Source organism: Campylobacter concisus (genome assembly GCF_002092845.1).
GTDB lineage: Bacteria > Campylobacterota > Campylobacteria > Campylobacterales > Campylobacteraceae > Campylobacter_A > Campylobacter_A concisus_AQ.
In genome coordinates, this window is record NZ_LVXF01000001.1 from 106,088 (window position 1) to 128,791 (window position 22,704).

Below are 22,704 nucleotides of genomic sequence, written 5' to 3' on the forward strand. Positions count from 1 at the left end.
TACTCGTTATTTTTAGTCTAAAATCGCTATTTTGCTTGCATTTTATCAAAAAGCAAAACAAACTAAAGTAAAATTTGCCCAAAATTTCAAATTTCAAGGAGCAAATGTGTCAAAAGCTTACCTAAAATCTCCCATTGGATTTTTGGAGATCGTTGCCAGTAAAAATGGAATTTGTGAGATAAATTTTGTAGATAAATTTGAAAAAATTTCAGTAAAAGATAAAAATTTAAAGCTTTGCTTGGATGAGCTAGAGGCTTATTTTAATGGCAAGCTTAAAAAATTTAGCGTAAGGCTTGATATAAAAACCACTAATTTTAGAGCAAAAATTTACGAGGCTTTACAAAAAGTACCATACGGAGAAACGACCACATACGCGGCCCTAGCACTTGCCGTAGGTCACAAAAATGCCTACCGAGCAGCAGGCTCAGCCAATGCTAAAAATCCAGTGCCTATCATCGTCCCTTGTCACAGAGTGCTAGCTAGCAGTGGGCTTGGTGGCTACTCTGGCGGCGAGGGCTTGCCAACTAAAATCTGGCTTTTAGAGCATGAAGCAAAGCATAAATAGTTAGAAATTTACAGCAAAATAAAAATCTATCAAATTTTAAAATTTACAAGCGAACATTTCTAAAATTTATCAGAGCATTTGAAATGCATGCAGTGCTTTAGCGCCATTGAATGCATCTTGAACGTGAGTGATTTAGCAGATTTAAAAAAAGGAAGATAAGAGAACGGTCTCATAATTCAAGCCCCATTGTCTCTCTTTTGAATAAAAAAGGAATTTACAAATTTAATCAAGCTGTCTTTACAAATTTTAAAACTTCATTCACTCGCAAGAGCTGGCTACTAAAATCTGAATTCACTTACTGCTTAGCTCAAATTTTAGAGCCAAAATTACTCGTTTATGAAATTTTAAAATTTACTTGACACTCACTTGATTTAATAAAGCAAATTTACAAATTTTAAAACTTTACTCAATCGCCTTAGCAACTTACCAAAATTCAGGTCTCACTATTTGCTTGTCACTGAAATCGAAGCGTGATATGCTCGCTCATAAATTTTAAAATTTATTTTTCTCTAGTGTGCTGCATGTGATTATATTGTTTAAATTATTAATTGTATTTATACGTTATATGGCTTTTTGCTTGGATTTTATGATCATCAAAATTTATAAATTTCCCTAGCCCTAATCTCGCTTAGGGCTAGGGAAGGATTATTTTTTAGCTACAAGAGCATTTTTTAGCACATCATCGATCGTGTCTACGGCGATGATCTTCATATCAGCTTTTACTTCAGTTGGGATGTCGATAAGATCGCGGTCATAGTTTTTACGAGGTATCAGAGCTGTTTTGATGCCAGCTTTGTGTGCAGCGATGAGCTTCTCTTTTAGACCACCGATCGGTAGCACTCTACCAGTTAGCGTGATCTCACCAGTCATTGCTATGTCGTGTCTTACCTTTGTATCGGTTAGTATCGATGCGATCGCAGTTGCCATCGTGATGCCAGCGCTTGGTCCGTCTTTTGGCACAGCACCCTCTGGCACGTGCAAGTGAAGGTCATAGCGTCTATAAACGTCGCTGGCTTCTAGCTTGTGCTTGTCATCGTCAAATTTTGGCACGATAGTCATCGGTACTTTTATTTTTTTGTTGTCTATTAGCACTTTAACAACACTAAATGCGATCTGAGCACTCTCTTTCATCACATCGCCTAGCTGTCCTGTGATTTGCATATTGCCTTTACCCTGGATCCTTATAGCCTCGATCCTTAGTACGTCGCCACCGACACTAGTCCACGCAAGACCATTTACCAAGCCTATCTGATCTTTTTTATCCGCTGGCTCGATCTCATAGACCTTTTTCTCTAAAAATTCTTTCAAATTTTTAGCCGTGACGCTGATCTTGCCCTCGCTTTTTTTGGTAAGGATATTTTTGGCGACTTTTCTTAATATATCAGAGATCCTGCGGCGTAAATTTCGCACGCCACTCTCTCTTGTATAGTCGCTGATAATTAGCTCAAGTGCCTCTTTGCTGATGCTAACATCGCTTGGTTTTAGGCCGTGCTTTTTAAGCTCTTGAGGCAATAGATATTTTTTAGCGATCTCAAATTTCTCTTGTGGTGTGTATGAGCTAAGCTCGATAAACTCCATCCTGTCACGAAGTGCGGCTGGGATCATGCCCACGTCATTTGCTGTAGCGATAAAGATGATCTTGCTAAGATCGATGTTGAAATTTAGATAGTAGTCTCTAAATTTATTATTTTGCTCTGGGTCTAAAATTTCAAGTAAAACAGCGGTCGGATCGCCTCTATAGCTTCTGCCAACCTTGTCGATCTCGTCTAAAACAACCACTGGATTCATCTGCTTGGCTTCTATGAGCCCTTGCACGATGCGGCCTGGCATAGCGCCTATATAGGTGCGGCGATGACCTCTTAGCTCATTTACGTCCTCAAGTCCACCAAGTGCGATCCTAACTAGTTCGCGCTTTAACGCCTTTGCGATCGAGTTTGCAAGGCTTGTTTTGCCTACGCCTGGAGGGCCTGCAAAGCATAAAATGGCGCCGTTATTTACCTTTTCGCCAACACCTCTAAGCTCCAAAAGCTCACGCAAGGCAAAATACTCCTCTATGCGCTCTTTTGGCTTCTCTAAGCTGTAGTGATCGGCATTTAAGTGCTTGCTCACTTCAGCGATAGATGACTTTTTCTTAGCTACATTTTCAAATGGTATCTCAAGTACCCAATCAAGATAGCTTTGTAAGGTATTTGCGTCAGCTGAGTCTGGGTGCATACGAGAAAGCTTATCTATTTGTTTTTTGATCTCTTTGTAGGCGTCCTCAGCCATAAATTTTTTCTTCGCATCAAGCTTTTTGCGGTACTCTTCAAGCTCCTCTTCACGGCTCGTATCAGCTCCAAGCTCAGCTTGAATTTGCTTTAGCTGCTCTTTTAAAAAGTACTCTTTATTTGTCTTGTCGATCTTTGAATGGACTTTATTTTTTATCTCTTTTTGAAGCTTATTTGCCTCAATCTCTTCGATAACGTAGTCGATGAGCTTTAGTAGGCGTTGCTCTAAATTTTCCTCGACAAAAAAGCTATATGCGATCTGTTTTTTTAAGCGAAGTGCACTTGAAACTAGGTCACAAACCCTGATCGCCTCAGCGCTCTCTTCGATCGTTTTTAAAAGATCAGGCGGGAAAAAATGGCTAAATTGCGAAAGCTCTCTTACTTTTTCTCTTAAAACCACTATGAGTGCGTCAGTTTTGACCTGCGATGGGCGCTTGACGTGGAGCATATCGACAATACCACGGAGTGGATTTATGCCTGATTGTTTTAAAATTTTACCTTTGTCAATGCCTTGAAATAGTACTTTTACACGTCCATCGGGTAATGGCACACGGCGCATTATCGTGCCGATAACGCCAGCATCATAGATACCATCAAAATCTCTAGCGCCATCTTGCTGAGGCTTTGTAGGCACCACAAGGATCGGAGTCTCTTCTTGTATGGCAAGTTCGAGTGCCTTTAAATTTTCATCGTCGCTTAAAAAAAGCGGAGTTATCATAAATGGATATAAAAATAGCTCGTCCTCAACGATAATGGGAATTTCGGTTGGGAAGCCTTTATTTTCGTTTATTTGCAAAATTTCTCCTATTCAAACAGTTTTCTATACCATGCCACGTCAGGTTTGATAAGATCTGAGTTTCTAAACGGTGACTCTTCAAGTTTTTGCTCGTAAATTTTGGCCGAAACATCACGACCAGTCCTATTGTAAAGATCAGCTATTTGCATATCTAGGAAGTAAAGCGCGAGTTTGAATTTAATAAGCATAGTCTCGATAAGAGGCTTATATTCGGTATTTGGATACATATAAAGAAATTTCTCGATCTCTGTTACGCTATCTTCCATAAGCTTTTGGTTGCGATTTGGCTGAGTAAATGAGTCAAAATTTGCTTTTATTTTTAGATACTGAGCAAACTCTGTTTTTGGGCCGTTGTCACCATATCTTTTGATGTACTCGTCAAGATAGTGATTTGCCATCAGATACTCTTCATCATTTGCGTGAGCTTGGGCAAGGATAAGTAAAATTTGCTCCAAAAGCGGGCTTGCTACGTGTTCGCTTGCCATTGAAACATAGTGTTTATCAGCCGCTTCAAGATCACCATCTTTTATATCAGCGATAACCTGAGCATACCACTCATCAGGAGTTAGATTGTAAAGCTCGGTATATTTTTCAGCACAACCACTAAAAAGCCCCAAAAGAGCTACAACTGCTAGAAATTTAGAAAATCTTTTCATGCTTTTCCTTAAAAAATTTAAATCCTCGTATTCTACATTTTTTGCTATTATTTTTGTATAAATTTTTTAAAACTATGATAAAATACGGCAACTTTACAAAATAGGAGTTAGTATGATTTTTAGTGTTAAAAGCCCTATTTTAGGCTTTGAGCATATCAAAACGATGGAGTTAATTGAACTTGATAAATTTTTTGTTAAGCTAGCGAGCAAAGATGACGAAACATCTTTTACAATGATAAATCCTTTTGCATTAAGAAGCTACGAATTCGACATTCCAAGCTATTATGAAGATCTTATGGAGATTAAAGAAAGCTCTCAACTTAGAATTTATAACATTATCGTTGTTGCACTCCCGCTTGAAAAATCAACTGTAAATTTTATAGCTCCTATCGTTTGCAATATGGACAATATGACCTTATCCCAAGTCGTTTTAGACATTGCCAAATATCCTCAGTACGGGCAAGCTGAAATGATAGAAAATTTTATACAAAAATAGTAGCTAAAAGCTTTTAAAAATCTAAGGAGAGATTTTTTATTGTTATTTAGAGGATTTGTTGTGAAGATAGCATACTTACTCTGTTTTATTGTCACGTTTGGTTTTTGTGCACCCAGAGCTTGTACGACAGCAGAAGCAGCTTCTATTAGTTGTAGTGGAGCAAATTATTCTTGCTTTATAGATGCTGAAGAGTACCAAGACAACTCTTCTAAAAATATCCCACATTGCATAAGAAAATCTGATAGAACCTGGACGATAGATACCAATAGCTTTTCTTCAGGCTTAGCACAAGATCACTATCATATTTACGTTGAGCAATTTTCTCCATGGAATCAACGATCATTAATAGGTATGTGGGATGATCACTCTAAAGGCTTAAGACAAAGATCAATAAATGGAAATCTAAATACCAGAGTAAATGGAGATATAGCTACCATTGGTGCTACTATTATGATTCCACAATACGCTGGATATAATTTTGTTCCAGATCCATCTAACGTAACAAGAACATCATCTACAGCCGATAGAATATTTTTAAATGATGGTGGCTTTACGTCTAGTAATTACACGCTTTGCCAAAAAACATATATTTATAATCCTAGCAAGTATCCTTATTGTAAAAATTCATCCTCTTCCACGTTTGATTTTAGTGAGAAAAATACCTTTATACAAAATAATTTAAAAGGTAAAAATGTGGTCTATGCCAGACTTTACTGGGGTGGCTCTCTTTATCAAAACTGGGCCATTAAAACAAATTTATATACAAATGCTCTAAATTACATAAAAGGATATAGCAGGATTGATTTTAAAGCTCCTGGCAAGAATGTAATTACAATAGATGCTGATCCAAAAGATATCTTTTGGTTTGGCTCATTTAGTGAGTATAAACCAAAATCAATGACTCTTGAATCATATAATCAAAACGAGTCTAATAGCTACTATGTAAAGGCTGGAATAAACTACCAATATGTAGCAAGCGCTGATGTAACAGATATAGTTAGAGACTCTCTTGGTACTAGTGAGTCAGATAGGACATTTTATGCTGGCAATATCAGATCAACTACGATTCCCTTTAGTGATGAATTTATAGACCCAAATGATGGCATATATAAGGTAAACAACTCTACTAATAGAAAACTAAAAAAAACATACGGCACGCTACTATTCTCACCAGTTCAAGGGCAAAATGGTTACTGGATACAATCCATCGCACCACAATTTGCGGCTTGGAGTTTGGTCATCATTTATGACTTTGATGATAAAACTGCCGCAGCAAACAATATAGAGCCAAAGCTTGTTAGTATATTTGATGGACTAGAAAGACTTGCGGCGGACTGGATGAAGTCAAGCGATCCATTTGGTACTGTAAAGAGCTCAACCATAGATGTAAAATTTGAAAATATCTACACACCAAAAGCAGGAAATATAGATGCTTCGCTTACAATGTTTTCATTTGGTGGCAAGCCAGAAACAAAAGGTGAAGATATCAAGATAAAAAATGGTGGTAGCTATCAGAGTATTACCAGCGGATATAACGCGCAAGGCGATCAGTTTAATTCAACTATGACAAAATTTGGACAACTTATAAATCCAGGTAAAAAATTTCACTCTCAAGCAGACTTAGATATATTTGATATATCGGACAAAATGTCATATGCTCAAAAAGAAGCGGATATAAAATTTACAGTTACAACAATTAAAAGCTCAGGCGGTGCCAATGTTGTAAGCGCTGACCGTATAAATTTAGCTCTAGTTGGCTTTTCTTCTCGTATATACAAACCAGATGTTTGCTATATGGAATATATTTATGCAAAAAAACCTAGCGATAGTACTTTTACAAAGGTGCAAGAAAATACTCCGACGGTAGTGCCAGCAAATACTATTTTAAAAACTTTCGTTGAAGTTACAAATAATACTAATGAAGCTACCCAAGACTTTGCACTAAAAGCTACAATAGATCCAAGCCAAATTTATAATCCAAACTCAACTTACATTTACGCAGATAAAGCATCGCAAGGACCTAGTGATCTACTTACTATGTCAGGACAGGTACACTATAACGACAACACAGGCTTGCAGCAATTAAGCGGAAATGACTTAACTTTTTATTTAGGACAAGGTGCGGCTGCAAATAAGGGTGGAGAAATGCTGATTCATCAAGGCAACTACGCTTATGCCATATATGAAACTACCCTTAAGTCTAAATTTGAGCCAAATAGTTACAAAGCCACAGTCGCAAATGCTGATATAAATTTACAGCCCTATGACACATACATAAGAAGATGTAGCAATCAAAATTACAACATTACTTTAGGCGTTAGTGCCAGTCCAAATAATTTCGTCGCAAGCAATAGACAAGACGATGGCTCGGCAGCTTTTAAAACTAAATTTAAAAATAGACTTCTAACTAAAATCGTTTCTACGCCATTTAATGTCTATATCACGAACTATGATACAGATGGCAACAAAAAAGTACCAGATGCCCCAGTAGATGTAAAAGTAGAGTTGGTCGAGTCTTGCAGTGCTCCAACAAATTTATATGAACAAGATATAACATTTAATGGTGTAACTGATATTTTGTTGTCAGGCATTAGTATTGACAGAGCCTATAAAAGCGTAAAATTTAGAATTTCTCATCTTGATCCAGTGACAAATACCACAAAGGTTGAATGCGAAAAATTAGATGATTTTGCTATAAGACCAAGTCACTTTAGGCTATGGGATACCGACAAGAATACGATAAATAATAACAATGTTTTAATAGGCGGCAAAGTTTATAATAACATTGCTCTTGCAGCTATGAAACCTCTTGATAGTGGCTTAGCAAATGGATATATAAACAACATAAGTGGCTCAAATGGAGAGATAAAACTTGTACCAGCATATAGTGCGACTTGCGATCCTAGCATTATAGAGAGCGAGAACAAACTAAGCGTAGATTTTAACGATCCAAATAAAGCATTGGGTAAAATTTTCCGTCACACATCAAGTGGACCTGTTGGCTTCTCTTACTCAGATATAGGCGATACATATTTTTATGTATTAGACAAAGACTATACAGCAACTGATCAACATACACCATCAAGAGCTGATGATTGTGTAAAAAACTCAATTAGCAACGATCCGTCACAAGACACTGCTCAAGAAGGAAGGATCGGATGTAGTATAAAGCTAGAAGGTAATAGAGATTATTTATTTAGACCAAAAGATATACAAATAAGCAAGCTAAAGATAACAAAAGATAGCGATATAACATACCTTGATAATGAAGGCATACAAAAAGCAAAGCTTGACTTTGAAGTAACTGCTAGGTTGTTTAACGATGACCCTGCAAAACTTTATAATGAAGATTGCTATGCAAAGAATATGAACTTTGACATAAAGTTAGACAGAGTTCCTTTAAATTTTACAGACAACGATGGCAATGCCGGTACATTAGCAAAAGCAAATGAAGAAATTTTATTTTTTGAAATTCCTGGCTCAAATACTAGAAAAGCAATAGATCCAAGTGCTACAAAATCAACATTTTATGTAGAGAAAAATACTTTTGTAAATGGCGTAGGTAAAGGTGAAGTATATTTTAATTTTGAAAGAAAAGTAAATCATGCCAAAAATCCTTTTACTATTTCAAGTAATGATTTTAGCTTTAGCGGCATGTCAGATAGCACCGATACAGTAAAAAAATATGAAAAACCAGCAACAGAAACGACAGCAAAATTTTACTTTGGTAGGGTTTATGCACCATTTTATGAAGGGCTTTATAGTGGCTTTTATGCCAAAATTTATTATGGCGCCTACTGCGATGGATGCAATAAAAATATCTATATGAAAGATAATGGCAAACTATGGCAAGACTTTCCAGCAGCACCATTTTGGGCTACCAATCCAAAACATAGCGCAGGAGTACTTAACTATCATGACTTTAGCTTTACAAACACTTACAGCGGTACTGTTTTAAGAAATGATGTAAGTAGCATAAGCAATGGCGAGCAAATAATTTTTATAAGAAATCCTTCAGCGGTTACTGATGTGGCTAAAATGAGAGCACCTAGCTGGCTTCTTTATAGTGAATTTGATGAGAAACCTGAAACAAATAATTTCAATCTAAATTTTCTAGTACCAAATGGCGAATGGGCTGGTAAAGTCCTAAAGAGCAATAATATAGAGGATAAGACAAGCGGTGCAGTTGGAGGTTTTATAGGAGTAAAATCTAATAGTGATAGTAACCTAGATATAAGCGACAAGACAAACAGGAGAATAGAGTGGTAAAAAGAGATGGCTTTTCATTGATAGAGCTTATCTTGTCAGTGCTTGTAGTAGCCATAGTAAGTGCAAGCCTACCACTAGCAGTAAGAACTACTTCAAATTTAAGCGAGCAGTCCTTAATGCAAGAAGGACTAATGAATACTAAAACTTATATGTCATTAATATTAAAAGCACCATTTAGCGATCAAGTCTTAATAGCCGGTAAAAATACCATGCCATCATCTATAACCACTCAAGAGGCTATAATTTTTCCTCTTATTATCTGCGATCAAGGGGCAAATCCAGATTTTTATGAAAAAAGCGGTGTAAAAGGAGAGGGACATAGGATACTTGCATATCCAGTGCAAAATTTATCTGCATGTGCCACAAGACCTAATGATTCAAAGCTTCCAGAATCAATCAAAAGCGTAAATTTTAAAGTAAAATCTATCAAAAATTTCAATACTCAAAAATCCATCTCACCAACTGCTAGCACTACTAAACGTGACTTTATCATAGATACAGAGACGACTCCAACTATAACAAATGGAGCTGATAAATTTGTAGTTAGCACTCCTTTAAATGATAGTGACGTTTTACAGATAAAGCTAGATACGACTATGAAAACTACAAAAGAGAGCAAAAGCGTACTTTATGGATATGCCTTTAATATAGGTGAAAGCAGTACTTTAAGTGTAAAAGAATGGAAATGAAAAAAAGAAAAAAAGCTTTTACATTAATTGAGTTAATAATAGTCATCACCGTGCTTGGCGTTATCTCACTTATGAGCTTTAATACGCTTATGAATTTATATCAAAACTATTTTCAAAGCAAAGTAATAAACGAACTAGAAACACAAAGCGAAATCGCTCTAGAGCAAATTTCAATGCTACTTAGCCACAGAATCAAACAAAGCGTTATCGCTAGAAAAAAAAATGGAGATTATCTAGCCCTAAATGATAGTGGCGTAAATTTAAGTAGTGACTTTGAAATTTTAGAATTTATCCCAGCTGCTTATGAGCTATTTGATGGCATAAACGAATATAAAGGAGATGATACTAACGGAGATCCGATCATCGAAGAAGGCATATATAGCGGATATGTAGATCTAGCAAATAGCTCTGTTGCAAATGGACTAAAAAGTCCTGGAAGCAAATTTAATGACGCTTTTAGAAACGGCGTAATGGACTTGACCTGCGAAAATGATAGCGATGAAGAAGATGTAAATAGTGGCTCTAGGTGCATAAACGCCAATAATGAAAATGGTGGTTTAGTAGCGATATTTTCTAGCATACTTTATAGGGTTGGTAGCAGCTTTGGCTATCAAGAAAATTTAGACCAAAGGCACTTAGATATCGCAAAAGTAGGCATACAGTCAATCGACACGCTTAAAATTTCAAGTGATTTTAAAAATAAAAAAATTTCAGAACAGTATAAACTAGCTTACACAGCCATTGCCATAGCGCCAGCTGAGCAAAGTGCCGAGGATATACAAAACGGCTCTTTTGACCTTAAAATTTACTACAACTATAGGCCATGGCTAAATGAAAGCTTTAAAAAATTTAGCCCAACATCTACAAAGGCCATCAAAGCCGAAAGTGCAACACTAGCTAAACACGTAACAAGATTTGTCTTTACAGAAAAAAATGGTGTCATCGCGCTAAAGCTTTGCCTTAAAGCAGAAAAATCAGAAATAACCATTTGCAAGTCAAAGGCGGTTTATTGATGAGAAAAGGATTTACATTAATAGCGGCGATATTTTTTCTAGTTGTGGCAGCTTCTATCAGTACTCTTGCTCTTTCGATAGCTAGCACATCAGCTAGACAAAGTAGTGAAATTTATCTAAGAGAGCAAGCACAACTCGTTGCTCAAGCAGCAGCAGAGTATGCGATGTTTGAAATTTTTAGAACTGATTTCTCAAACAAATGCTTAGATAAAGTAAATGGGGAATTTAACGATATGTTCGACTTTAAAGTAAAAATAACTTACTTTGGCGATATCGGTATATGCACTCCACCGACCATCATGCCAGGAACAAACGAAGTCGCAAGTACTGGCAACATGATCTTTGATGTTTTTGTAACATCAAAAGATAAAAAAACGCCAAATCCTATAAATTTTCACAAACGAACTCTTCAGAAACTTTAAAATTTTATAAATATTTTACTTTAATTTGCTTTTAGTTTCGTCGTGTTATAATCATCTTACTTTCTATAAAGGAGATTGCGATGAACATAAGCATTGTAGGAAAACAATTTGAGCTAACAGAGCCCATCAAAAACTACATCCAAGACGCTTTTGACACCCTTGGCAAGTACAACCTTGACATCATCTCAGCAAGATGCGTAGTAGGAGCGGATGAAAAGCAAGGTAAAAAGGGCTTTAATGCAGAATTTTCTCTAAATATGGCTCACAAAGACACGATAGTCGTTCGCCAAAAAGATAAAGATCTCTATGCAGCGATCGATCTTGCTATCGAAAAGGCTTCAAAAGTTTTAAGAAGAGAGCACGATAAGAAATTTACAGTAAAAGGCAAGGCTGATGATAAAGAATTTCGCTCGAGAATAGGCGAAGAAAAGATCGAAGGTGTCGAAGAGATCGTGCCTATGGAGCTTGAAATTTACAAACCTCTTGAGGTAGAAGAAGCACTCGATAAGCTAAAATCAAGCGATAAACAATTTTACGTATTTAACGATGTCGATGCCAAAATGCGCGTCATCTACAAAAGAACAGACGGAACTTTTGGTCTTTACTAAAAATAGGGGCAGCTTTGCCCCTAAAATTTATGCTAATTCACTATAAAATTTCTTTCTGAAATCTAAGAAATCTTGTTACAAAAACTGCTACGCCAGCAAATGGCTTTAAATTTTCAAAAATAGAATAGATATCCTTGCATAAGATAGATGTAGATACAATGTGGCTTTCATATGAGCCACATTTAGAAGATCTTGGCAAACTAAATTTAACGACATAAACTAGGTTACAACTGATGAATGGCAAGGCAAAGAATTACATGCCATAAAAAAAGTGGGCGATTTTCTTAAAAATAATTTTAAGCATCTGGATGTGGAATTTTACTTTACAAGCTGGAAAAACGTAGATGAATGTGGTAAATAATATAGCAGAGCAAACGAGCTAAAAATGCTTGATAGTACTAGAAATTTTTAAAGATAAAAGAGAGACAAAGCTCTCTTTTTGATTTTTAAAATATCAAATAACTAAAACAAATACTATCTATTTCTCTAAATTTTCACTAGTTTTTGGTCTAAAGGCCTTATTTATCTTTCTTATCCAAATGATTAGCGAGATAAACAAGATAAAGTAAAATACATAGCTAGCTACCGGCCAACTAGTATCAGTGCCGCTTTCTTTTAGCGAGATGACATTTCTAAATTCTTGAAGCATAGAAATTCTATATCCATAATATTTTACAGTTACGTTTTTATCGCTATTTGCAAAGCCTTGAGCCTTGGCTTGTACATCAGCTGAGTTAAATTTAAAATAAAACGGAAAACTCCATGCAGTATCTTCATTTCTATAAGCCATGACTTTATTTGAATTATTAGAATCTTTAGTGTAGATAAAATAAACATCTCTGGTAGGGCCATCTGCCGGATTTTTAGCATCGATGATGCCATCTTTGTCCATACGTTTGACATCGCCACCTGTTATTTGCACATTTGCATAGTGTGGAAACGAATAATCAACTACAAGAGCCAAAAAAGAGTGTAAGAGTACGATAAAAATAACGCAAATTCTTTTAAAAAATATAATCATTTCTTTCCTTTTAAATTTGCGTTATTTTATGAAAAGATAGCTTAATAAAGGGGCAAAACACCCCTTTAATTTTAAGCTTTTTTATTAAGCATAAATTTTAGAAGTTGTGCAAGGAAGCTGATTCCACCGATTATTAAAATCGTATCACCAATCATTCTTACCCATCTTAAATTTTGCAAGTGTGATTGTTGTAAAAGCTCAGCGCTTCTTGCATACCACATACCATGCTCTAGGCTTGCAAATGCTTGATAAATTCCTATTGGAAGTAGTGAAAGCACGATCATTAGCATAAGGCCTATATTTAAGCCCCAAAAACCTACTTTCATAAGTTTCTCGTCAAATTCTTGACCTTTGAATAGATAAGTAGCTACTAGCCAAACAAATCCAAGTGCTAAAAATCCATAAACACCAAATAGCGCAGCATGTCCGTGAACTGGAGTCGTATTTAGGCCTTGGATATAAAATAGTGAAATCGGAGGATTGATTAAAAATCCAAATACACCAGCACCTAGCATATTCCAGAAAGCAACTGCGATAAAGCAGTAAAGTGGCCATTTTAATGTCTTAGCCCAAGTTTGAGCAAACTGAAGTCTGTAATGCTCATAAGCTTCAGCTCCAAGCAATACAAGAGGAACTACCTCAAGTGCTGAGAAGCTAGCGCCAACTGCCATTATCGGTGTTGTAGTGCCCGCAAAATATAAGTGGTGGAAAGTTCCTGGAATTCCGCCTACTAAGAAAAGTGATGCACTCGCAAGTGTTGAAAACGTAGCAAATCTCTTTGAAACAAGACCAAGACTAACAAACACAAAAGCAAGTGAAGCGGTAGCAAAGACCTCAAAAAAGCCTTCAACCCAAAGGTGTACAACCCACCAGCGCCAGTATTCCATCACTGGAAGTGGACTTCTTTGGCCGTAAAATAATCCTGCTCCGTAAAATAATCCAACTGCAACAGCAGAAGCTGCGAAGATAGCAAGTAAATTTTTGTCACCTTTGTTCTTAAATCCGCCAATAAATCCGCGAAGTAAAAGTAGCATCCAAATAACAAGGCCAACAAATAAAATAATTTGCCAAACACGTCCAAGCTCGATATATTCATATCCTTGATGTCCAAACCAGAAGCTTAAATTTATAGGCATAATATTTGCGATCGCTAAATACTCGCCAGCAAAACTGCCAACTACAAGGATTAATAGTGCGTAAAATAATAAATCTACGCCAAGCTTTTGGAATTTTGGATCTTTACCGCCATTTATAATAGGTGCTAAGAAAAGACCGCCTGCTAAAAATCCTGTCGCAATCCAGAAAATACTAGCCTGAATGTGCCATGTTCTAGCAAGTGAATAAGGAATATAAGCTGATAAATTTATACCGTAAAATTCTTGTCCTTCGACTGTATAGTGAGCTGTAAAGCCGCCTATTAAAATTTGGAATGCAAAAAGAGCCAAAGTCACAAAAAGATATTTTTTAAGAGCTTTTTGAGATGGAGTTAGGCTTAATTTACTAAGTGGATCTTCGCTAATAGCTTCCAACTTTTCATCATCTTTTTTGCCATAAAAAGAGCTAAACCAAACAAGAAATCCAATACCAGCAATAAGTATTACAACGCTTGCAATTGACCAAAAAATATTTTCGCTTGTTGGTACATTATCGATTAGTGGCTCATGTGGCCAGTTGTTTGTGTATGTAGCATCGCTGTTAGGTCTGTTTGTTGCGGTTGCCCAGGCTGACCAGAAGAAAAAGTTATTAAGATCATCTCTATCAGAAGCATTTGGAAGAGTATTTTCTTTCATCGCATAAGCTTCTCTTAAAGATTTAAACTTAGGGTCATTTCCAAAAAGTGATGAATACTCTTGGCTTACTTGTTTCATAGCCTTTAATCTATCGCTGCTAAGTACGATCTTATCGTCTTTTACGCCATTTTCTCGGTACTCTTTTTTAAGTAGAACTTTTAGATTTGCCTTTTGCTCATCATTTAAGTCAGCATATTTTGAGTGGTAAATTTCATCTGCTTTTAACTCTAAAAATATAACTAACTCTTTGTGAAGCCAGTCCGCGCTCCAATCAGGTGCTTGATATGCGCCGTGTCCCCAAACAGAGCCAACTTGCATACCTCCTATGCTTTGCCAGGCCTCTTGACCTTTATAGATGCTCTCTTTGTCGATAACGACATTGCCATTCTCATCTGTAAAATTTACAACTGGTGGCGAGCTTCTATAAACCTCAACGCCGTAGTAGCCTAAAATACTAAAGCAAATTACTAGTACTGCAACAAGTGCTAGCCAATACTTTTTGTATTCACGCATTGATTCTCCTTTTTTTAAAAATTTTAAGGCGAAGTTTATCTCATTTTAAAAAAGCAAATAATGACATATGTCAATAAGAGGAGAGAATTTATCCCATTAGTTTTATAAGAATTTACAATATATGCAAATTCTTCATAATGTATATGCAAAATTTACATAGAATTAATATAAATATTATTAACATACATGTTTATACTTCAAAAATAAAGGAAAAAATATGCAAACAAATTTTATGCATAAAGTAGCTAAATTTAGCCTTGTTGCTTCACTATTTATGGCTCTTAGTCTAAGCGCTGCTGAGTCTGCTAGAAGCATCACAGATATGAAAGGTGTCAAAGTAAGCGTGCCTGAGAAGGTTGAGAAGATCGCAGCACTGTGGAATGCAAACAACGAGATCATCCTAGCACTTGGTGGCATGGATAAAGTTGTAGCCACAACTGATCTGATCAAAACCAACAAGTGGTTTGAGCACGTCTATCCAAAACTTAAAAATTTGCCAGCTGCACTAAATGGCAAAGACCTTCAGATCGAAGAGCTTGTTAAACTTGCTCCTGATGTTATCGTGGTATCAAGCAAAAACTACCAAGATGAACTTATCAAAAACGGCTTTAGCGCGGTAAATTTGATCTTTAGAGACTATCCAGATATGGAGAAAAGCATCTACGCAACAGCTGAAGTCATAGGCACTGATGACGCTAGAAAAAAAGCTGAAAAACTTGCTAATAAAATCCACGATAACTCTGAGTTTGTAACAGCAAGAACAAAAAACATTCCTGACGCTAAACGTCCAAAAGTACTTCACCTTCTTGGCGGAGCGAATTTGCTAAAAATTGATGGTACAAACACTATCCAAAACACTTGGATCAAGCTAGGTGGCGGTGTAAATGCTATCCAAACTGAGGGCTCAATGATCGAAGTTAGCGCAGAAGAGATCATCAATGCAAATCCTGATATCATCATCGTTGGCGGCAATGACACAGATGCACAGATCAAAAAGATAAAAGAGCACCCTGCATTCTCTGGCTCAAACGCTGTTAAAAACGGCAAAATTTACGGCAACCCAAAAGGTGTATTTAGCTGGGATAGATATGGCGCTGAAAACGTGCTTCAAATTTTATGGGCAGCAAAGACTATCCAATCAGATCTATTTAAAGATGTCGATATAAAAGCAAAAACAAAAGAGTTTTATAAAGAGTTCTTAAATCACGATCTTAGCGACACAGAGTACGGCTATATCCTAAAAGGTCTAAATCCAGACGGTAGCAGCAAGTAAGATATGAAAAACGCAAATTTTTCAATAGTTGTTATCTTTTTAGCTCTACTAACGCTTCTTTGCGCCTTTGTCGCACTGGGCGTTGGTAGATTTTACATACCATTTAACGACGTCTTTAGCGTGCTGGCTCACAGCTTTGGTTTTGGAGATGGCGCAGCTAGCAACATCACAAATGTGATAGAAAATTTACGCATCCCACGCATCATCGCAGCCATCCTTGTTGGAGCCGCTCTTAGCGTGAGTGGTGCGGCCTATCAAGGCGTCTTTAAAAACCAGCTAGTTAGCCCTGATCTTCTAGGCGTTTCAGCAGGCGCTTGCGTGGGGGCTGCGACTGCTATCATCTTTGATCTATCGCTATTTTGGGTGCAGGCTTTTGCCTTTGGCTTTGGCCTAGCAGCCGTTGCTATCACGCTAGCCATACCAAAGATGATGGGTCGCACGAGCACGCTTATGCTAGTTCTTTCTGGTATCATCGTAAGCGGCCTTATGGGCTCAGTGATCGGCTTTTTAAAGTATGTCGCCGACCCTGAGACAAAGCTGCCTGACATTGTTTATTGGCAGCTTGGTAGCCTTGCAAAGCTCGATAGTGACAACTTAAAATACATAGCTCCAGTGATGATCATCTGCGCCATTTTACTAATCGCCATGAGCTGGCGTATAAATTTGCTCTCTCTTGGCGACGAGAGTGCGGCTAGACTAGGCGTAAATGTCTCATTTGAGCGCGCTGTCATCATCATCTGCGCTACGCTTCTAACAGCCTGCAGCGTCTGCATAAGTGGCATAGTCGCTTGGGTGGGACTTCTCATGCCTCACTTAGCGCGCATGCTAGTTGGCGCAAATAACATAAAAAGCATGCCTGCAAGCATATTTATGGGTGCGATATTTTTGCTATTTGTCGATACTCTAGCGCGCAGCATAAGCGTGAGCGAAGTGCCTCTTGGCGTACTTACTGGCTTTATCGGCACGGTATTTTTCGTCTGGGTTTTATGGCGAAATAAAAAGGTTGCATGATGCTTGAAGTTAGAAATTTAAACTTTAGCTACCCAAATGGGGCTGGCAAACTAGAAAATGTAAATTTAAAGATAGGCGCTGGGGAAATTTTAACCATACTTGGTCGAAATGGAGCTGGCAAATCAACAACTTTAGGCTTAATAAGCGGCTCACTAAAGCCAGTTTCAGGAGAGATCTTTCTTGATGGCAAAAACGTAGATAGTCTAAGCAACAAAGAGCGCGCTAAGATCATGGCGTACGTGGCTCAAAGCGAAGTTACAGAGTATGACTACACCGGACTTGAGTTTATCACGATGGGTCGCGCGGCGCACCTTGGCATCTTTGCAAGACCTAGCAAAGAGGACGAAGAGATCGCTAGAATTTACACTAAAAAGCTCGAGATCGAGTATCTTGAGGATCGCTTCATCACGCAGATGAGTGGCGGTCAAAAGCAGATGTGTATGATCGCTCGTGCGATGGCTGCGCAGCCAAAGATGATCATATTTGACGAGCCAACTAGCGCGCTTGACTTTGGCAACCAGTATAAATTCCTACGTACCGTCAAATGGCTAAAAGAGCTTGGCTACTCGGTCGTGCTAACCACTCACAACCCTGACTTTGCCGTGCTTCTTGGCGGATATGTCGCTCTTGTAAAGGGTGATGGCGAGGTTGGATTTGGCACGGTTGATGAGATCATTAGAAGTGAGAATTTAAGCAAGCTTTACGGACTAAATTTAAACGTGAGCTACATCGACGAAGTAAAAAGAGAGTGCTGTTTAACATATCCTCTTTAAATTTATACTCTCAAAAGAGAAATTCTTTTGAGAGCGCTTTTTTGTATTATTTTTCTTATTTAATACTGCCTTTGGAGTAAAAATAAAAAAAGTAGTTTTGATTTTATTTTTTGCATTGATGGCAAACGCGGCGGATAAATTTGATTGTTCTAAACGCTACTGCAAAGAGATGAAAAGTTGCGAAGAAGCATATCACTATCTAAGAAACTGTGGACGCAGTGGGTTTGACCGTGATCGTGACGGCATACCATGCGAGAATGTATGCAAAGAGCACAGAGTAGAAAAATAATTTTATAAATTTTAAAAAGCTTAACCTTGGCACTTACTTTAAATTCGATAAATTATAAAAAATTTAAACAATCCAAAAGAGCCGGTAAAAAAATCAAAAATTTAGATTAAGCTAAAAGCAACTAGGCATTATTTTTAGCAAGTGCCGCCACTCTAGCCTTTGCAGCCTGTGTGATATCATCCTCATAGTCGTAGAAGTTAAATGTCGCTCCATGCTGTACAAAGCCGTTTAGTATATCGCCGCTTTGGCGGTTTTTAAGATCAAGCTCAGCCACCTTAAAGCCGTCATTTGTCGCGCAAAATTCTTTTAGCCTAGCTGGCGTCTCTTTTAGCTTAGTAAACAAAAAACAGTATCCATCGCCACCGTTTCGCCCTACTCTGCCCCTTAGCTGATGAAGCGTGGCAAGGCCTAGCCGCTCAGCCCCCACGATGACGATGGTATTTAGCCTTGGCAGAGAAATACCAACCTCAACAACGGTGGTTGAGAGCAAAATTTCACCCTCTTCTCTAAACCGCCTTAAAATTTCCTCTTTCTCTTTGTCCTTGCCGTGCGTAACGAAGACATTTTTGAAATTCTTTAGCCAAAAGCCCTGCGCCTCGCTTAGACTTTGGTAGTTTGAGCTCTCGCTGCTCTCAACTAGCGGATAGATGATAACCACCTGAAAGCCGCCCGCAAGCTGCTTTTTGATGTGAGTTAGCAAAAAGCCAAACTCGCTAGCGCCTAAAATTTGGCTCGTTATATTTTTCTTAAATGGCATCTGCTTTAAAAAGCTAAAATTTACGATCTCAGACTGGATTAAACTTAGCGTCCTAGGTATCGGTGTAGCTGAAAACTGCACGAAATTTGCTCGCTCGTCCTCGTTTGAGGCAAGCTCTTCTATCTTTTTGCGCTGATTTGAGCCAAAGCGGTGCTGCTCATCGACCATGACAAGCGGTGAGTTTGGCAGCTCGTGAAATAGCAGTGCATGCGTGCCGATGATCAAATTTACCCCGCTAAAGTCTATCTTTTTCTCCCCGCTTCGCACTAGCATCACATTCATAAAAGCAGGTAGCAACCTCTTTGCTTCGTCATAAATTTGCTCGCTTAAGATGCTTGTTGGCGCCATCAAAATGGCACTTTGCGGATATACGCTAAGAGCAGCTGCTAGGATCACTAATGTCTTGCCACTTCCCACGTCGCCCATTATGACGCGCCTTTTTGCCTGCACAGCACTAAGGTCGTCTCTGATATCATTTATTGCATTTAGCTGGTCATTTGTCGGCGTAAATGGCAAACTCTTAAGCCAAGAGCTTATGTCAAAAAGCTTGATTTCTGGGCTTTTAAAGTAGGTTTTTTTGGCACTTAGCTTTTTTATGTAGTTAAAAATTTCTACAAATTTTAAAATTTCTAAACCCTCGCCATCATTTTTTAGGCGATATAAAATTTGCACGCTTTGATCATCTAGCCTTTGCAGATCAGCTAGAAATTTAGCCTCTTTTTCATTTAAACCTTCGGCCATTAAATTTTGTAAATTTAGATATTTTAAGATGAGTTTTTTTAGCTCTTCGTCTTTTAGCTCGGTCTTAAATTTAGGCACGATCTGACCTATTTTTGTGGTGATTTTTGGATTTACTATCTGCCATGAGCCAAAGGCGTAGGAGCAAAGCCCATATATTGCCATCTCTTTGCCCGTCTTAAAAGCGCCGTAGTGCCAAGACTTTGCGTTAAAAATGACGATCTTTACGCTACTTTGCCACTGCTCGCAAAAGGCAAGTGTTGTTAGCATGCCAGGGCGCGAGGCTAGCGAAGTGATCTTTACGTTTATGCAGACCTGCCCCTCTCTTGGGCTCTTAGCGATAGTCGTATCCTCAAAGCCCTTTGGCAGCACTAGAGCAAGGTCAAGCAGGCTAAGCACGCCTATTTTTAGAAGTTTTGCTCTGTCGCTTGCTTCAAATTTCATTTTTTAGGACGCAAAAACTTAGCTGATTGATCTCTACGTGGGCTTTTATAAAGCTATTTAGCTCGCTTAGCGAAAGGGCTGAAATTTTATCAAGGTCCTTTAAAAATGCCCCAAGCTCGCCATGCTCATAAAACTCGCCCTGCGCGATGTCGAGGCGCTTAAATAGCGTCTCAAGTCTAAGCGGCAACGAGCCAAGTAAAAATTTCTTCGCCTGCTCAAGCTCGGCCTTGCTAACGCCTTTTTTACTAAATTTTAAAATTTCCTCTTTTATAACGGCGATAGCCTCATCTTTTTTCTCATTTTTTGTCTGCATGTAGCCATAAAGCTGGCTGTAAGAGAAATTTAGCAAATTTCTAGCGTAGGCACTGTATGCAAGACCTCTTTTTACGCGGATCTCCTCCATGAGCCTCGAGCCAAAGCCACCCTCGCCCAAGATAAATGTCGCCACTGTGGCCTTGTATTTTTCTTCAGGTTTTACATAAAATGGCGCTCCAAAGTAGATGTATGCCTGCTCGCTTTGCCTGATGATCTCGCTACTTTCGCACTTGTTGCTTGGACTAAAGCGCTCTAACTTTCGCACCTTGCCAGGTTTTAGTATCTCTAAAACACTAGCAAGCTCTTTTGTCTGTTTCTCGTCGATGTCGCCACCTAGCACGCAAAGCAAATTTGAAAGGTCTAAATGCTCGTTTAAAAATTTGCTTACATCTTCAAGCGTGATCGCTTTTACGCTCTTTTTAGTGCCAATACTTGGCTGAGCAAGCACACTTTTTGGGTATAAAAGCTCAAAAAGTCCCTGCCTTGCTAAGTAGTCAAAGTCATTTTCATTTGCTGCGATCTCGCCAAGTGTGACGTTTTTGCACCTATTTAGAATTTCTTCTGTCAAATTTGGAGCGAGCAGTAGCTCTTTTAGCTTGCCACACGCAAAGGCAAAGTGCTCTTTTAAGCAGTTTATATCGATGCAAAATGTCTCAAAGCCGCAGCTTGCATTTAGGCTGATCGCCCTTACTTCAAGCTCTTTGGCAAATTTAGCCGAGCCTAGCTTCATATCGCCCTCGTTTAGCAAATTTGCACTTAGTCTTGCAAGGCCTGCTAGCTTGCCATTTTGCGAGCTACCAGCTGCTTTGAAAACTAGCTTTAAGCTCACTACTGGCATCGCTTTTGAGCTTTCAAAAACGACTGGGATTTTTACATTTTTTACATTGATATCTAAAATTTTCATCTAAAATTTCTCCAAAATATCATAGTTTGTGTTGCGCTTAGCTGGAATTTCTCCGACATCTTTTATAAGCTCGATCATCTGATCTTGATTCATCCTAAAGCTTGCGCCTGCGGCCTTTACGACGTTTTCTTCCATCATTGTGCTACCAAGGTCGTTTGCACCAAAAAGAAGCGCTAGTTGACCTACGTAGCTACCCTGCGTGACCCAGCTACTTTGGATATTTTTAAAGTTATCCAAAAAGAGCCTTGAAACCGCAAGAAGCCTTAGATAGACATTTGAGCTTTGCTTTTTGATCTCAGGGAATTCTTGCATGAGTTTTGTATTTAGCCCTTGAAAGCTCCAAAGTATAAAGGCTCTAAATCCAGCCGTTTCATCTTGTAAATTTCTGATGTGCTCCCAGTGCTCCACGATCTCGCGAGTGCTCTCAACCGTACCAAACATCATCGTAGCAGTCGTTTTCATGCCAAGCTCGTGCGCCTCTTTGTGTATGCGAAGCCAGTCTGCAGTGTCACACTTTTTAGGGGCAATGATGTCGCGAACGCGGTCGCTTAAAATCTCCGCTCCAGCCCCTGGCATCGAGTATAAGCCCTTTTCGTTTAGGCGTCTTAAGACCTCTTTTGTAGAAATTTTTGAAATTCTTGCGATGTAGTCGATCTCAACGGCAGAAAAGCCATGTATCGTGATGCTTGGATAGTGCTTGCTGATGTAGCCAACAAGCTCCTCGTACCACTCGATCTTTAGCTTTGGATGAACGCCACCTTGAAATAAAATTTGAGTACCACCAATGGCGATTAGCTCCTCGATCTTCTTGCCGATCTCTTCAAAACTTAGCACATAAGCGTCTTCTTCTTTTGCGTGACGGTAAAATGCGCAAAATTTACAATCCACCCAGCAGACATTTGTATAGTTGATGTTGCGATCTACGATGAAGGTCGTTATGCCATCTGGATGAAGCTCTTTTTTTCTAGCTAGTGCCATCTTGCCAAGCTCGTGAAGCGGTGCATTTTCTATAAGATCGATGGCCTCATTTACACTAAGTCTTTTCAAATTTAACCTTTTATTTTGCTTATTTTTGGGCGAGAGTTTAGCCAAAAA

The 22,704-nt window shown here is 38.3% G+C and carries 18 protein-coding genes; 11 read left to right on the forward strand and 7 right to left on the reverse strand.

Annotated features, from left to right (window positions below; all coding sequences use genetic code 11):
- The first annotated feature begins 106 nt into the window (after positions 1 to 106).
- On the forward strand, positions 107 to 565 hold the full coding sequence (locus tag A3854_RS00520) for a methylated-DNA--[protein]-cysteine S-methyltransferase (protein WP_084040776.1): 459 nt from the start codon (positions 107 to 109) through the stop codon (positions 563 to 565).
- Positions 566 to 1,210: 645 nt separating this feature from the next.
- Here the strand turns inward: A3854_RS00520 and lon are convergent.
- Both lon and A3854_RS00530 read right to left on the reverse strand, forming a co-directional pair.
- Complete coding sequence (lon, locus tag A3854_RS00525) at positions 1,211 to 3,628, reverse strand: endopeptidase La (protein WP_084040778.1); 2,418 nt, start codon at positions 3,626 to 3,628, stop codon at positions 1,211 to 1,213.
- Between the two features lie 8 nt (positions 3,629 to 3,636).
- Positions 3,637 to 4,284, reverse strand: coding sequence for an outer membrane protein assembly factor BamD (locus A3854_RS00530; protein WP_072594822.1), 648 nt, complete (start codon positions 4,282 to 4,284; stop codon positions 3,637 to 3,639).
- A gap of 112 nt (positions 4,285 to 4,396) precedes the next feature.
- Here A3854_RS00530 and fliW point away from each other — a divergent pair, with 112 nt between their 5' ends.
- From fliW to hpf, 6 genes are all read left to right on the forward strand, one after another.
- Positions 4,397 to 4,780 carry a flagellar assembly protein FliW gene (gene fliW / locus A3854_RS00535; RefSeq protein WP_054196362.1) on the forward strand — a complete coding sequence of 128 codons (384 nt, stop codon included), beginning with the start codon at positions 4,397 to 4,399 and terminating at the stop codon, positions 4,778 to 4,780.
- 60 nt (positions 4,781 to 4,840) lie between these two features.
- Positions 4,841 to 9,049 carry a hypothetical protein gene (locus A3854_RS00540; protein WP_141081814.1) on the forward strand — a complete coding sequence of 1,403 codons (4,209 nt, stop codon included), beginning with the start codon at positions 4,841 to 4,843 and terminating at the stop codon, positions 9,047 to 9,049.
- Complete coding sequence (locus tag A3854_RS00545; protein ID WP_084040782.1) at positions 9,043 to 9,738, forward strand: type II secretion system protein; 696 nt, start codon at positions 9,043 to 9,045, stop codon at positions 9,736 to 9,738. The genes A3854_RS00540 and A3854_RS00545 overlap by 7 nt, the downstream gene beginning before the upstream one ends.
- Positions 9,735 to 10,751 carry a type II secretion system protein gene (locus tag A3854_RS00550; protein WP_257639840.1) on the forward strand — a complete coding sequence of 339 codons (1,017 nt, stop codon included), beginning with the start codon at positions 9,735 to 9,737 and terminating at the stop codon, positions 10,749 to 10,751. The genes A3854_RS00545 and A3854_RS00550 overlap by 4 nt, the downstream gene beginning before the upstream one ends.
- The gene (locus A3854_RS00555; RefSeq protein WP_084040786.1) at positions 10,751 to 11,173 is read left to right on the forward strand and encodes a hypothetical protein; all 423 of its coding nucleotides are present in this window, start codon (positions 10,751 to 10,753) and stop codon (positions 11,171 to 11,173) included. Before A3854_RS00550 ends, A3854_RS00555 begins: the two co-directional genes overlap by 1 nt.
- A gap of 80 nt (positions 11,174 to 11,253) precedes the next feature.
- Complete coding sequence (hpf, locus tag A3854_RS00560) at positions 11,254 to 11,781, forward strand: ribosome hibernation-promoting factor, HPF/YfiA family (protein WP_004317788.1); 528 nt, start codon at positions 11,254 to 11,256, stop codon at positions 11,779 to 11,781.
- A 478-nt stretch (positions 11,782 to 12,259) separates the two neighbouring features.
- Here hpf and A3854_RS00565 read toward each other — a convergent pair whose 3' ends face one another.
- Together A3854_RS00565 and A3854_RS00570 are read right to left on the reverse strand one after the other, a co-directional pair.
- Positions 12,260 to 12,802 (reverse strand): DUF1523 family protein, encoded by a 543-nt coding sequence (locus tag A3854_RS00565; RefSeq protein WP_084040788.1) that lies wholly within the window; start codon positions 12,800 to 12,802, stop codon positions 12,260 to 12,262.
- Between the two features lie 71 nt (positions 12,803 to 12,873).
- Positions 12,874 to 15,105 (reverse strand): nitric-oxide reductase large subunit, encoded by a 2,232-nt coding sequence (locus A3854_RS00570; protein ID WP_084040790.1) that lies wholly within the window; start codon positions 15,103 to 15,105, stop codon positions 12,874 to 12,876.
- Positions 15,106 to 15,322: 217 nt separating this feature from the next.
- Between A3854_RS00570 and A3854_RS00575 the strand changes: the two genes are divergently transcribed.
- The 4 genes from A3854_RS00575 (at position 15,323) to A3854_RS00590 (ending at position 18,451) form a co-directional block, all read left to right on the forward strand.
- Positions 15,323 to 16,378, forward strand: a complete 1,056-nt coding sequence (locus A3854_RS00575) for an ABC transporter substrate-binding protein (protein ID WP_084040792.1) — start codon at positions 15,323 to 15,325, stop codon at positions 16,376 to 16,378.
- Between the two features lie 3 nt (positions 16,379 to 16,381).
- The gene (locus A3854_RS00580) at positions 16,382 to 17,389 is read left to right on the forward strand and encodes a FecCD family ABC transporter permease (protein WP_021084752.1); all 1,008 of its coding nucleotides are present in this window, start codon (positions 16,382 to 16,384) and stop codon (positions 17,387 to 17,389) included.
- Positions 17,389 to 18,162 carry an ABC transporter ATP-binding protein gene (locus A3854_RS00585; protein WP_084040794.1) on the forward strand — a complete coding sequence of 258 codons (774 nt, stop codon included), beginning with the start codon at positions 17,389 to 17,391 and terminating at the stop codon, positions 18,160 to 18,162. The genes A3854_RS00580 and A3854_RS00585 overlap by 1 nt, the downstream gene beginning before the upstream one ends.
- Positions 18,163 to 18,259: 97 nt before the next feature.
- Positions 18,260 to 18,451 carry an excalibur calcium-binding domain-containing protein gene (locus tag A3854_RS00590; protein ID WP_257639841.1) on the forward strand — a complete coding sequence of 64 codons (192 nt, stop codon included), beginning with the start codon at positions 18,260 to 18,262 and terminating at the stop codon, positions 18,449 to 18,451.
- A gap of 121 nt (positions 18,452 to 18,572) precedes the next feature.
- On the opposite strand, the gene recG is transcribed toward A3854_RS00590, so the two are convergent.
- Genes recG through A3854_RS00605 form a run of 3 tightly spaced genes read right to left on the reverse strand, consistent with a single transcriptional unit; the run spans position 18,573 to position 22,656 of the window.
- Entirely contained in the window at positions 18,573 to 20,390 is a 1,818-nt protein-coding gene (gene recG, locus A3854_RS00595) for an ATP-dependent DNA helicase RecG (protein ID WP_084040798.1), read from the reverse strand.
- Positions 20,380 to 21,609 (reverse strand): M16 family metallopeptidase, encoded by a 1,230-nt coding sequence (locus A3854_RS00600; RefSeq protein WP_084040800.1) that lies wholly within the window; start codon positions 21,607 to 21,609, stop codon positions 20,380 to 20,382. Before A3854_RS00600 ends, recG begins: the two co-directional genes overlap by 11 nt.
- Positions 21,610 to 22,656, reverse strand: coding sequence for a dehypoxanthine futalosine cyclase (locus A3854_RS00605; RefSeq protein WP_084040802.1), 1,047 nt, complete (start codon positions 22,654 to 22,656; stop codon positions 21,610 to 21,612).
- Positions 22,657 to 22,704: the final 48 nt, after the last annotated feature.

Coding starts and splice junctions, on each gene's coding strand:
- A3854_RS00555 (WP_084040786.1), top strand. CDS start 10,751: ATGAGAAAAGGATTTACATTAATAGCGGCGATATTTTTTCTAGTTGTG.
- A3854_RS00550 (WP_257639840.1), top strand. CDS start 9,735: ATGAAAAAAAGAAAAAAAGCTTTTACATTAATTGAGTTAATAATAGTC.
- A3854_RS00565 (WP_084040788.1), bottom strand. CDS start 12,802: ATGATTATATTTTTTAAAAGAATTTGCGTTATTTTTATCGTACTCTTA.
- A3854_RS00530 (WP_072594822.1), bottom strand. CDS start 4,284: ATGAAAAGATTTTCTAAATTTCTAGCAGTTGTAGCTCTTTTGGGGCTT.
- A3854_RS00580 (WP_021084752.1), top strand. CDS start 16,382: ATGAAAAACGCAAATTTTTCAATAGTTGTTATCTTTTTAGCTCTACTA.
- A3854_RS00575 (WP_084040792.1), top strand. CDS start 15,323: ATGCAAACAAATTTTATGCATAAAGTAGCTAAATTTAGCCTTGTTGCT.
- fliW (WP_054196362.1), top strand. CDS start 4,397: ATGATTTTTAGTGTTAAAAGCCCTATTTTAGGCTTTGAGCATATCAAA.
- hpf (WP_004317788.1), top strand. CDS start 11,254: ATGAACATAAGCATTGTAGGAAAACAATTTGAGCTAACAGAGCCCATC.
- A3854_RS00585 (WP_084040794.1), top strand. CDS start 17,389: ATGCTTGAAGTTAGAAATTTAAACTTTAGCTACCCAAATGGGGCTGGC.
- A3854_RS00570 (WP_084040790.1), bottom strand. CDS start 15,105: ATGCGTGAATACAAAAAGTATTGGCTAGCACTTGTTGCAGTACTAGTA.
- A3854_RS00600 (WP_084040800.1), bottom strand. CDS start 21,609: ATGAAAATTTTAGATATCAATGTAAAAAATGTAAAAATCCCAGTCGTT.
- recG (WP_084040798.1), bottom strand. CDS start 20,390: ATGAAATTTGAAGCAAGCGACAGAGCAAAACTTCTAAAAATAGGCGTG.